Raw genomic sequence first — 12,992 nt, forward strand, 5'->3', positions numbered from 1 at the left:
TTAGTTTTTTGGCTGCAACGTAGACTTCTTACTGTAAACTAAAAAGACCGTCAGATCAGTGGCGATGTGGGAATCATAGTGAAAATATCGATGTAGCTAGAATCAACGTAAGCTTTAACTTCATAACACTTCTGGATATTTCCTACTTATGTCGGAAACTCGAAGTGAGAGATGTGATGGTACCAAATTTAGGTTCCGAATAGTTGAACTACTAGCCGTGACATGAAATACGAACAAGCCGTAAGGGTTGACAAAAACTTCATAATTCTTAAAAATAATTAAGGAAAAATTAACATAAAATTTTATATTCGCACAAATTTTAAAATAAATGAAATACCCCCATTTTTTAAGATTACCGGCCCTTGGGCTTTTTTGTATTTTTTTAGCCACTTCCTGTGTTTCCCGCCAGGAAATTGTTTATTTCCAGGGTCTGGAAGAAGCAGAAGCTAAAATGGAAGAACAATCTAATAAGAGTTTAAAAATTAAACCAAATGACTTGCTTACCATAAGCGTTGCGGCGGCTCAACAGGATGCGGCTTTACCATTTAACCTTCCTGTAATAGGTGTTCCCATGGGGGGCGATCAAATTGGATTAAGTGTGAATGGCAGGCAGCAACTTCAAACCTACCTTGTAGGGAAAGATGGAAATATAGATTTTCCGTTTCTGGGGAAAACTAAAGCCGAAGGTTTTAGCCAGGAAGAATTTGCCCAAAACTTAAAAAGCCAGATAAAAAGGTATGTTCAGGATCCTATTGTGAATGTGAGGGTGGTAAATTTCCAGGTAAGTGTTTTGGGAGAGGTAACCCGCCCCGGAACATTTAATGTTCAGGACGATTATTTTACTTTACCCCAAGCCCTCGGAATGGCCGGGGATATGACGATTTACGGTAAACGGGATAATGTACTGGTAATGCGGGAAGAAAATGGCAGGACCACTCACGCCTATCTCGACCTGGGCGATGCCGATATTATTAATTCGCCATATTATCATTTACAGCAAAATGATGTTATTTACGTAGAACCCAATGGTCCCCAAAGACAAAGTGCAAATTATAACCGGAATGCCGGGGTTTATATTTCTATCGCCTCGGTCTTAGTTTCAGTTGCCGTACTTTTAACCAGATAACTTATTATGTCTCAACAACATCATACCCCTATAAGATCCCAGGAAGAAGAAATTAACTTAAGAGAAGAACTCGATAAATACCTAAAGTACTGGCCCTGGTTTGTTTTCGGAGTAATTTTATGTGTACTTATCGGTTTTGTATATTTAAAATATACCACCGCACAATACAGTACAACCGCCAGTATAATTATTAAAGATGAAGAAAGCAAGGGTCCTTCTTCAGAAATGGCTGGTTTTGCCGATCTCGGCCTTTTAAGCGGTATGGGTGCCAGCAGTATTGAAAATGAAATTGGGATCCTGAGATCTAAAACCTTAATGACCAAAACCGTTAAGGCGCTTGATTTAAATATAATCTATTACGATGAAGCTGGGGTAAAATCCAAAGAGCTTTATAACAAGTCTCCTTTCAATGTGCAGGTACTTCAATTGGATGAGGAAAAACTGAGTGAAATTATAAAAGAGGAACTGGGTCACCGTTTCTTAATTGAGCCTCAATCAGAAAACGATTTTATTTTAATAAACACCGAATCCGACAAAAATTTTGAGGGGAGATTTGGAAATCCGGTGAATATCGGCTTTGCAGATATCACGCTTGAAAGAACAGGCATAGAACCGGAAGAAGAAGAAGACCTGGAAGTTAGTGTTCAATTTAGTCCAGTAGAATCAATAGTAGGTAAATACCGGGAAGGAGTCCAGGTTAATCTTACCGATAAGAATTCGAGCCTTTTAGAGTTAAGCCTGGTAGACCCGGTAACCGAAAAAGCCCAGGATATCTTAGACCAGTTAATTCTGGAATATAACCGGCAGGCAATAGAAGATAAAAATCTGGTGGCTACCAATACCGCTTCTTTTATAGATGAACGATTAAGTATTATTAACCAGGAATTAGATTCGGTTGAAGTAGGTAAAGAGGAATTTAAGGAATCTAATCAGCTTACTAATATAGAGGCGGAATCAGAATTATTTATAGAAAACGCCAGCGATTATAAGAAGCGCCAGCAGGAGGTGGGTACCCAGTTAGAACTGGCCAATGCGATGTTAGATCATTTAAAAGGTAATACATCTGACCTTTTACCGGCAAACCTTGGTATCCAGGAAGAAGGCGTCAATGATATGATCAAAGAATACAACACCCTGGTTTTAGAAAGAAACAGGATTTTAAGCGCTTCTACTGAAGAAAACCCGGTGGTTTTAAGGCTGAATTCCCAAATAGACCAGATGCGTGGGAATGTTTTACAAAGCCTGGAAAGAATGCGCAGTAATCTCCTTATTGCCCAGGAAGACCTGGACAGGCAGGCGGCTGTTATAGGCTCTCAAATTTCGGCAGTGCCGGCAAAAGAAAGACAGTACCGGGGCATTGAAAGGCAGCAGAATATTAAAGAAGCCCTTTATTTATTTTTGCTTGAAAAGAGAGAAGAGAATTCTTTATCCCTGGCGGTTACAGCACCTAAAGCAAAGATTGTAGACAGTGCTTACAGTAATACTAAACCGGTTTCACCAAAGGCGAAAATCATTTTGCTCGCTGCTTTAATCTTAGGTTTACTTATCCCGTTTCTTATTATTTATGTAAAAAATTTATTGAATAATAAAATCACCGATAGAACCGATATAGAAAACGCGACCAAAGAAATTCCTATAGTCGGTGAAATCCCGAGGATTGCCAGGAAGGAAAGTGATCTTATTTCGGTAAATGACAGGTCGGTACTTTCCGAAGCATTCCGGATTATGGTAACCAACCTTCAGTATTTATTAGTTGGTGCAGGAGATAAGGAAAAGGGAATTAAATTATTTGTAACCTCTACGGTTAAAGGGGAAGGAAAAACCTTTATAGCATTTAACCTGGCTATTACCTTGGCCAATATGGGTAAAAAGGTAGTAATAGTTGGAGCCGATCTAAGAAATCCGCAGCTTCAGCGATACGAGACCGATGCCCGTACCTATGTCGGGGTAAGTGATTATCTTTATAATACCGAAACCGGCATTAAAGAGATTATTGCCAAAGCAAAAGCGCACGAAAAATTAGATATTATAGCCTCCGGACATATACCTCCAAATCCATCAGAACTGCTTAGAAGCGAAAGAATGGCAAGGCTGTTGAACGAATTGGAAGGAATTTACGATTATATAATTGTAGATACTGCGCCATCAATGCTGGTAGCCGATACCTTTTTGATTAACAAATATGCCGATCTTACGCTCTACGTAGCCCGTGCAGGTTATACTGAAAAGAAACTACTCGGATTTGCTGTAGATGCCAAGAACGAAGGAAAACTACACGATGTAAGTTTTGTACTGAATGATGTAGAGCTTGCTAATTTCGGTTACGGGAATAAGTATGGTTATGCCTATGGGGAAGAAAAGAAGTCTTTCTTTAAGAGACTTAAGGAGAAAGCAGCGATTTTTTAGTTATTGGTTCTCTCTTGTTTCGGTTTGTCAATGGCAGCAATATAGGATAGAAGCGTGGCAATCTTTTGATAAGTGTTTTCCTGCTAACTGAGACTGCTCATGGAAGTTTTCTGTTGTGAGTTTTCGATTCTCTGTTTTCAGTTTCCTCTTGTGTCGGGTAATCATTATTAGCGACTCCGAAGCTGTACAATTTCTTTGTTGGAGTTTTTTTGCGAACTGAGACTGAAACCACGAATTTTTTTAGTTTTTTTCTTACCTCGTTTCGACCTTGCGAGCGACTCAGGAGCGCTCCAAGCTTTGGTGTAGAGATGTTCCTGCCTTCTGAGACTGTTAAATGCCAACTGAGAAAAGGCAATTTTTTAAATTTAAGCTCGTTGAAACCAGATTTAATCAACCAATGAAAAAATTATTTTTTTTAAGCTTTATTAGTTTGCTATCCTTCAGTAGTTATGCACAGTGGAATTTTGAGGGCTCTGTAAATTTAAATGGCTATTTACATGAAGGTTCTTTACAAAAACTTCCTTTCTGGATGGTTCATAATCAGCGTGGCCGGGTGTCTGATGAAACAAATCTTTCTGGCTGGATTTCGGGAAGGACTTTCAATGAATTCCGCAATGGGAATTCTTTAGAAATTGGTGCAGGGATTTTATACCAGGATGGAATAAGTGATGAAATATTCCTGGATGAGGTTTATGCTGCTTATAATAACAATTGGCTTGAAGCCGTACTTGGACGCAGGCAGGAAAAAGAGCTTTATAAAGGTTTAAGTGCCACTAACGAAAACATGTTATGGTCCCTTAATGCCAGGCCATTGCCGGGGATATCATTTTCTACCAATCGCACTATTTTCTTTACTCCTGAATCAGCTTATGGTTTTGAAGCTAGTTGGAGTGAATATTTGCTGGGAGACGATCGCTTTGTAAAAGGTGCGAGGTTGCATCATAAAAGCATCAATTTAGTATACCAACCCAACCCCGATTTTCAGCTTAAAGTAGGGGTTCGGCATTTTGCGCAATGGGCCGGTGACTCCCCCGAGTCAGGACCACAACCCGATGGATTTTCAGATTATGTAAAAGTGATTTCCGGACGGGAAGGTGGTGATAATGCTGTAGGAGGGGACCAGGCCAATGTATTGGGAAATCATTTAGGTACTTACGAACTTGAAATTACAAAAAGAATTAATCCTGAGCTTGAATTAAGTTTTATCTACAACCATATGTTTGAGGACGGTTCCGGTAGCCGTTACGCTAATTTTCCCGATGGACGCTATGGTATTTTTCTTGATTTTGAAGATGATCAACGACTGGTTAATGGAATTCTATATGAATTTTTTTATACCCGAAATCAAAGTGTTAATGCCGGTTCCCCCCATGGGGCGGACAATTATATGAATAATTTCCTGACTTATCATTCCGGTTTTACTTATGAGCGCAGAATAATAGGCCTTCCGTTTTTTACTTACAATGAAGAATTAGACCAGGTCGTTAACAGTAAATTTAGCGCACATCATTTAGGCTTATCCGGAAATTTTTCCAATTACTTTGTGAGTTATCCCTGGAAGTTATTACTGAGTTTTTCTCATAACGAAGGCAGGTACGGGAGGTTCTATACTCCAAACCGGGATATCCTAGCCGGATTGTTCGATATTAATGTTTTACAGTCTTTTGTGCAGCTGAATGTCCAGCTAGGTGTTGAAGTAAGCAATATCTCAGAACCTCTTTATGGAGTTGGTTTAAATTTGAGTAAGCAATTTTAGAAGACTATTTATCTTCTTGCAAAGAATGTAGCCTTCCATTTAGCAAAATTTCACATTTGAATTAAGCTTTTAATTCTACTCCATATCAGTGACTAGAACCTTCAATTTCAAATATATTCTTTTTAATCCTTCTCTAAGCTAATATACCTACCCTCTTTCATTGATTTTAAAGTACGTATTACTTTGCTTTATGATTAAGGATTCTTCTCTTCCTAACTTATTCTTATAATATTTAGTTTCCCAGTTATAACACAGTAATATTTATACCTGCGACTTCCTGCGTTTAAGAACAAAGAAAACCACCCCCCCTAATATTAAAAAACATAACACCCACCATACAATATTGTTCTTTTGTGCTGTAACAGGAGACACATCGCCGTTAACAATAAAGCCAGCCCAGAAATAGGGGTGTGCTTTAAGGGGATTATAGACTATGAAATCACGTTTTGCCTGGGCCAGGGCTGCGTCTTTTGTTTTACCTTCGGCTAAGTTTTTATAAAAATAATCCATCAGTTCAGCGGCAGATTCGTCGCTTATTTTCCAGAGTGTACCGGCAATGCTTGAAGCACCACTATAATAAAATCCGCGAGAGAGACTTATAAAGCCTTCGCTCCTCATTAAATTTCCGATACCGGTTTCGCAGGCACTAAGAGTAACCAGGTTGGCGTTGAGTTTTAAATTGTACAAATCGCTCACGTGCAAGGTGCTTTCCTGGCCTTCCACGGGTTCAAAAGAAAGGTAAGACAGCTCCGGTAATGTGTCGTTTACCGTGGCATGGGTAGCTAGATGAAGGATGCCAAACAAATTCGGTTCTTTTACAAAATTAGCAAGTGTAGCCTCGCTATCGATAAATCCGTTTCCTTTGAAATGACCTAAAATAGCCGCTACTTCATCCTTATTGCTTTTTAAGGATTGTAATTTGTCGTTTTTAGAGCCCATAAAGCTGGGAGCAAAGGCTAAAACAGAATGGTTTTGCTCTTTTTTTCCTGACAACTCCTTGTATAAGGTAGCTGAATTTACATAGCCAATAGATTTCTTTTCAGCCAGGAAATTAATTTTATCGGTCTCCTTAGAAACAACCATACTCTCAAATGGAATATAATTGAGCGCACCATCGGCTACAATAAGTAACCTTTCTTTTGCTGAAAAATCATTCTGCATCGGTTCTAAAAGTTGGGCGTACAACTCGGCCGAAGCGGTAATAAGCTTGCTATTCAAAATACCGGGTGTGCTTAATGTATGGTAATACGTTGTTATTTGTTCGTTTAGATTCTTACTGGTATCAAGGCGATAAAACCCGTTTTTCTTATTCCCGGCGGTAATAGCGTATAGGTTTTCACTGCCATAAAAGTAGCTTATAAAAGCTTGATCACTATCCAGCAGTGTTTTTATTTCATTCAAGTTAACAACCTTGGTATTGTATTTTAAGTTGTAATACTCAGGATGGTTCTTTTCTATAGTAGCCATTAACTTATGATATTCATCTTTTAACAGAAACAGTCTTTTTTTTATTTTATTAGAGGTTTTTTTTGCTGTATGCTGTTGTTTTTCCAAGAGACTAATTTCTTTACGTAGCGAACTTTCTTCTTCCAGGAGACTTTGGGGCACCGACCCAAACCGGGTTGCTTTGGCACTTAACAAAGCCTCCATCAACAGGATGCTTTTGCTTTTTTCTAAATAATAGAATGCTTTGTCTATATAACCTGGATCATTATCTAATTGATACAATGCAAATGAAGCGGCAATACCAGTCTCAAACAATTGGTAAGCGTTTTCTATAAGTTGATACTTATCGCCGTGGTTTTCAAAAGTGGGTTTTAGACTATCCAGGGTGCGGATACCCAAATCTACTGTTTGCAAGATGTTATTACGGGCTTCTGTTGTTTGGAATGTGCTTAGTGCATTTGCCTTGTTTTTTAAAAGGTTTACTAAAGTAATGAGGTTTAAGGTGGACCTTTCTATGGAATTCCCGTATACCTGTGCAATGCCCTTATTGTATTCTTCTAGGGCTAAGGTGGTTTGTCCTTCACGTTGATAAAATGACGCTATTTTATCGTGTATTTGTGCTATATTGCTATGTGGACTATTGTTCCATTTCGCTTTAGCGAGTTCTAATGCCTTTAAATAGGCTGTTAATGCGCCCTTTTTCTCTTTCTCTTTATCCAGAACAGCAGCCTTGTTTAAGTAATAGTTTGGGGCATAGGAGCTATTATCAGTTAAAGCGCGTCTCATAATGGAGAGATAGTGTTTCGCACTATCCACTTTTGAGAGCGCCAGATAGTTTTCAACCATATAGCCGGTTCCAGCAGCTATACTATTACTTTCTTCTGTAGTGAAATCTTTAAGGTCGTGGTTTAGCGAAGCTAGAATATACCGATTGGCCTCCTGGTATTGTCCTTCTTTCATATATACTTCGCCAAGTAATCGGTACACATGGCTTATATTTTCTTGTTGGATAGGCAACTTTTCCTTTAAAAATTGTAGATCCTTTTTATAGTAAAGCTTTGCCAGCTCATATTTGCCTTCATTGGTATACATTTTTGCCAGGTAATTGTATGCAGAAGATATAGAAGCATAGTCATTGGCAGTTTGAAAGGAATCGGGAAGGCTGCTGAGGGTTTCAAGCATGCTATTAAAACTGCTTCTCGCTTTTTTGTAGTGGCCTACCAAATAATAATATAGGCCTTTATCAAATTGCTTCTGAACAGTAATATCAGTATAATCCCGTAGGCCTAAATTTTGCAAGCCAGTATGGTGTGTAGTAAAGAGGGAATCGGCTAAATGTGTGCTTTCTCTGAGTTTGCTTAGGTTATGAAAATATCCTGCTGAATAATTAACCATAGTAAGAGTATAAAACAGGTAGTCGTAGGCTTTGTGTCTTGAGGCTACCGGAATAATTTTATCAGCGTGGTAATATGTGGAATCCTGGTCGGTATATACGTATTGGTGTAGTTGTGAGTAATGATATTCCAGTGTATCGTTTTGGGCTTGTATGGAGGTGGTAAAAAACAGAATGAGTCCTATACGAGTAATAATCGTCTTTTTCATCTAAAAAGCTTATAGCGCCCTAAAATACAAAAAAGAGGCGTATAGACATACGACCTCTTTTCTGATTACTACCTTCCGTTGTTTTTTAATTATATATAAAGGCTTATTGGTAAACTGTTTTAATTCGTTTGTTAATCCTGCCTAACCATTACGGGAACTTTGTAAATAAAAGTCTTACCCTTAACTTGCTTTTGTATGGATAAGGTAGCTTCGACCATAGGTTGGATTTCCTTAAGCTGTACCGAAGTATAGTAAAGTAAATTTTTATATTCAGGTAGCGGTTGGTGGGTTTCCTTGGAATTATTGACCGCAATGGTATTGTTTTTACTGTCAGAAAGGCTCAAGCTGAGAATTTCAACATCATCAGTAGTTACCAGTAGGCTGAATCGCTTAGGATTAATACAGGGTATGGCGTCGTTATCTTTGCCCAAACAAGGACGTGGTTTTCGTGGTGGTTTAATACCTATTAAGGGCTTTATATTTTCTAGGTTTTCGTATAAACCGATTAAGCTTTCTTTGGCTTTTTTAATATCGGCTTGGACTTCCTCATATTTGGGATTTTTGGGAGCTATCTCTGCCCAGTTATTTATTTTAGTTTCTAGTTTGTTAATTTCTGTTTTTAAATAAAAGGTATACAGGTCGGATTCAAACAAGTAATTGCTTTCTGTAAGTTCCGGGATTTGACTTCCCTTATCATTATAATCCACCATCATATTGTATGTGGCGTTTACCCCGGTTAGGTCATTGCCAATTTCCTCACTATTGTCTTTGGAGCAGCTTACCGTTAAGCTAATCACTAGCATTATGGTTAATAAGTGAGTGATTGATTTCATTTTGTTCATTATAATTGAGTTTTTAGTTATACATTTTAATTTTATCTCCCTTTTTATTCACCTTTAAAAGGTATTTTCCGGAAGGGCTGAATACCATCGTTTCACGGCTTTTAAAGGTAATGTTTTCTGTTATTTTGGCTAGTTGAAGATTGACGCGGGTAAACTTGTTATTTTCCAGTATCCAGACTTCGTTTGAATTGGCTACTACATCCTTTACGTTCCTGGCTTCTACATTTAGTATAATCTTACCGTCAAAGTCCATGATTCCTATGCCTTTGGTGCCGAAAATATAGATGCCTTTCTCGAAAAAACGGCTGGATTTTATTGTGCCCACGCCTAAGTCCCTGGAGGTGGTGTAAGCGATTTTCTGTCCGGTTCTGGCATCAAGGGTATAGATACCTTTGGACACAAAATCGATAATACGAGCATTGGAAATTAAAAAAGGATTGAAGGCTTTGGCTCTATCGGCACTGTTTCTGGCTTTATCGGTTTGAAAAAGAATTTCTCCATTTTCGGGATTTATGGCCGTTATCATCGTACGGTTAAGGGTGCCAGATGATTTTATATAAAAAATACCGTCTTCCAGCTGATCTTGTATCACTGTCCATTGGTCTCCCAGGATATTATATTTTTCTACTTCTACCTTGTCTTTATGAATATCAATATTGAGGTAGCCCTTTTTACCTCCTACACCTAGTTTTCCTTTTTTGTTAAATATCGTGAAGTAGCATAACTTCCCATTGGCGTCAAAATAAAGTTGTCGAGGGATTAATCTATTGTATTTACTATCGGTTTTTGCCTGGCTATTGCCGCCATTAATGGCTTTATCTATGGCCATTATACCGCCCAAAACTTTGGTTGAGGTTCGTGCAGCTCCCAGACGACTTTTGATGTCACCATTGCGTTCTACAGCATTCTTAACATCGATAAAAGTTAGATCTAAATATGGAAGCACTAAAGTGTGGCCAACTATCGAAGCGTAACCAGGTGTAAAGTCACCTGTATAAGGAACACTCCATAGCAGTTTACCGGTGTTTACATCCAAGGCTTGTACTTCGGGTTTGGCTGTAAGAAGGTCTACCGAGCCTTCAGAATTGGGAACTTTTATTAGGTATAATTGACCGGCTTGAGGGTTGAATAAAATTTCCCCAATTCCACCAGTTACGGATTTTTGTGTCCAGTTGATATTGCCATTATTAATGTCAACCGATTGCAAACCTTTTTTTCCGTTGAAAAAGAGCGTATTCCTTTCAGGGAGGTAATTAATTAGTCTGTCTAAGACTTTGTCCGGAGTAAAAAAGGAATTGAATGAGTGGCGTGGGTTTACCTGTTTCCCAACTATTTCAGCGGTTACGATACCTTCACCGTGTAAACGTAAAATGGTTTCGGCAAGGCTAACTTCCATATGCAATTGGTCGGTTTCCCAGATCATTTTTCCATCTTTAAGGCTAAAGGCCTTAACGTGGGTCTTGTTGTGTTGGTAATCGACCGTCATAAACACTTGCTCGGTTCCAAACAAGAAATAACCGCTACCGGTTGGCAACACCTTTGATTTTATAGCGCGTCCCGGTTTAAAAGTATGCTTTCCATTTAATATCCTGGTTTGGGTTTCTAAATCCCAAACTTGGTAATGAGAGTCGTTTTCGGCAACCAGGTATCTGTCATCTGGTGAAAAATCAATGAATTCTGGTGAGAAGCCAAGATCGATATTCCCTGGATCAATAGCGTCCTGAGCTGTTGACTGCCATGCTATTAAAAGAAATAGAAATGTTATTTTTATGAAGTTCATTTTTTTAGTTTTTCTGAGAGGGGGGAAGGGTTATGGATTTTTTTTCACCACAAAGATATCACCGGCCTGCCCGTTGTGGTCCTTATTCGATAACCTCACCGGTTGGCTGTTATGCCAATAGGTTGCCGAGACTTTCTGGTCGGGTAGAGATTCTATTCCCGACACATATACATTCCCGTCCAATACAAAGATGCCACTAGCTTCTGCAGGGTACGAGCGATCCGTCAGATCTACTGCTTCTCCATTCTTCCAGTACCTTGCGACATTTACCCTGCCTTGACCCGATTTATGTAATACCTTCTCATATCCGGCCACATATACATCGTCGTCTTCTACAAAAATTGAACTTGATTCTGACTCCAGCTCACCTGTTCCTAAAATAACTTCTTGTCCGTTTTTCCAATATTTGGCTATTGTGCGGTTCCCGTTCGATCCGTATCCGGAAATATATACATCTCCATGGTCGGATACTGCAATACCGGTAACCACTCCCGTGCCTTCTAACGGGGTGGCAACCCCATTTTTCCAGTATGTGGGTTCAGCATCCAATATGCCTGCAACATGAACATCATCCCCGATTACCTTGATGAAACTCTCTCCCGTTTGGCCTATGGTTCCACTATCCAGACGAACAGGTAACTCTCCACCATTTTTCCAATAAGCAATATCTATCAGGTTGTTCGCATTTTTTTGAACCCCTGCCACATACACGTCATCATCGGCCAGACTGATGTCTAATCCTTTGGCATACCCGGATGGCTGGGTTAATTCATGGTAAGTGTTGTTTTTCCAAAAGAAAGCTGAGGCTCGTGAACTTGAAAAGATTCTTTCACCTGTGATATACACATCGTGACCAGAGACGGCAATACTATGGTAAATCACAGGGTCTTCCATATGATTTGGAGCGAGTAGCAGTGGCATTGGTTCTCCATTCTTCCAATACATAGGCCAAATGCCCTGGAGTTGTTCGTGATAACCTTCACCCAGCACGTAAATATCCACATCACTTTGCATTACGTTTACCGTGATTGTAAGCGGCTCACTGTCTTTATACCCGTCTTTCTTCGCAATAGCGGTTGCAGTTTGGGCCTGGTTAAATTGGTGTTGATATGCATCGGTTTTCTGTCCGTTGATAAAGATATCGGCATCGGTCACGGGTTCTCCATCTGCGGTGACTTCAAAAGTGACCGTCGATGATACCATTATCATTGCCTGGTTTATCGTAAGGCTTAGTTGCTGCTCTTCTTCATCTTGCGGTGGTGCTGGATTCTGTTCTTTTGAACAAGAAGATACACTTAACCAAACACATAAAAGCATCAGGGTACTGGAATAGATTGTTTTCATTTCTTAATTTTTTATTTCTTTGTTTCAACATTAAACTTGCCGCTAACAATGTTTATCCCTTTTCCTGTTAGAGGTGCTTTGTTAATGGATGTGTTTTCCGGTAGTTCAAATTCAAAGCTGCCCGTAAGGGAAGTACCATCAACCGATTCAATGATTATTTTTCCTTTGGGAGCTATTTTCCAGGCGGGCTGCGCTTTGTATTCTATGGCTACATTTTGATAATATGAGTCATTGTATTCTAAATAATGCGTATAGGTTACTTCAAACCCTGCTTCATATCCCAGGTCGGGATTCCCCCGGTCTATAATAGCATATTCTCCCGGTTCGGGTAGTCCTAGTTCTTCCCAGGACTCCGCCCGAAATCGTAATCTGTATTCGGGAGTATTTGTATTTTCGTCTGTAATTTGGATAGTAAAGAAATGCCTGTTCTGTCCTTCGGAGAACAATACCTTTGCATTACCTGTTTTTTTACCTGATATTGCTCCCGATACAACAAAAGAAACTTGATGTTCATTGTTAGTCTGGGCTGTGGTACCAATTGCTAAAACCAGTATACATATTATTATAATAGGTCTTGAAAGTGTAGTTATATTCATCTGTTTAAGATTTGTCCTTGTTAATTTTTACCAGGCACTAATTCTGAAAGAACCTGAGAATCCTGTCCCTTTTATCAAAATTTTAAGCTACGTT

General features: G+C 39.2%; 8 protein-coding genes. 3 read left to right on the forward strand and 5 right to left on the reverse strand.

What is annotated here, in order from left to right; translation table 11 throughout:
- The first annotated feature begins 328 nt into the window (after window positions 1–328).
- The 3 genes from B5X53_RS16120 to B5X53_RS16130 all read left to right on the forward strand — a co-directional run bounded on the left by B5X53_RS16120 (window position 329) and on the right by B5X53_RS16130 (window position 5,288).
- Window positions 329–1,126 (forward strand): polysaccharide biosynthesis/export family protein, encoded by a 798-nt coding sequence (locus B5X53_RS16120; RefSeq protein WP_079714260.1) that lies wholly within the window; start codon window positions 329–331, stop codon window positions 1,124–1,126.
- Window positions 1,127–1,132: 6 nt separating this feature from the next.
- Window positions 1,133–3,532, forward strand: coding sequence for a GumC family protein (locus B5X53_RS16125; RefSeq protein WP_079714261.1), 2,400 nt, complete (start codon window positions 1,133–1,135; stop codon window positions 3,530–3,532).
- Window positions 3,533–3,929: 397 nt separating this feature from the next.
- Window positions 3,930–5,288, forward strand: a complete 1,359-nt coding sequence (locus B5X53_RS16130) for a capsule assembly Wzi family protein (RefSeq protein WP_157822095.1) — start codon at window positions 3,930–3,932, stop codon at window positions 5,286–5,288.
- Window positions 5,289–5,549: 261 nt separating this feature from the next.
- On the opposite strand, the gene B5X53_RS16135 is transcribed toward B5X53_RS16130, so the two are convergent.
- The 5 genes from B5X53_RS16135 to B5X53_RS16155 form a co-directional block, all read right to left on the reverse strand.
- On the reverse strand, window positions 5,550–8,336 hold the full coding sequence (locus B5X53_RS16135) for a CHAT domain-containing protein (RefSeq protein WP_079714263.1): 2,787 nt from the start codon (window positions 8,334–8,336) through the stop codon (window positions 5,550–5,552).
- Window positions 8,337–8,467: 131 nt separating this feature from the next.
- Complete coding sequence (locus B5X53_RS16140) at window positions 8,468–9,169, reverse strand: hypothetical protein (protein ID WP_143533270.1); 702 nt, start codon at window positions 9,167–9,169, stop codon at window positions 8,468–8,470.
- A gap of 22 nt (window positions 9,170–9,191) precedes the next feature.
- Window positions 9,192–10,958 (reverse strand): outer membrane protein assembly factor BamB family protein, encoded by a 1,767-nt coding sequence (locus tag B5X53_RS16145; RefSeq protein WP_079714265.1) that lies wholly within the window; start codon window positions 10,956–10,958, stop codon window positions 9,192–9,194.
- A 30-nt stretch (window positions 10,959–10,988) separates the two neighbouring features.
- Window positions 10,989–12,161, reverse strand: a complete 1,173-nt coding sequence (locus tag B5X53_RS16150) for a hypothetical protein (protein WP_143533271.1) — start codon at window positions 12,159–12,161, stop codon at window positions 10,989–10,991.
- Between the two features lie 152 nt (window positions 12,162–12,313).
- Complete coding sequence (locus B5X53_RS16155) at window positions 12,314–12,898, reverse strand: hypothetical protein (RefSeq protein ID WP_079714267.1); 585 nt, start codon at window positions 12,896–12,898, stop codon at window positions 12,314–12,316.
- Window positions 12,899–12,992 lie beyond the last annotated feature (94 nt).

Source organism: Salegentibacter salinarum (assembly GCF_900168115.1).
Classification (GTDB): domain Bacteria; phylum Bacteroidota; class Bacteroidia; order Flavobacteriales; family Flavobacteriaceae; genus Salegentibacter; species Salegentibacter salinarum.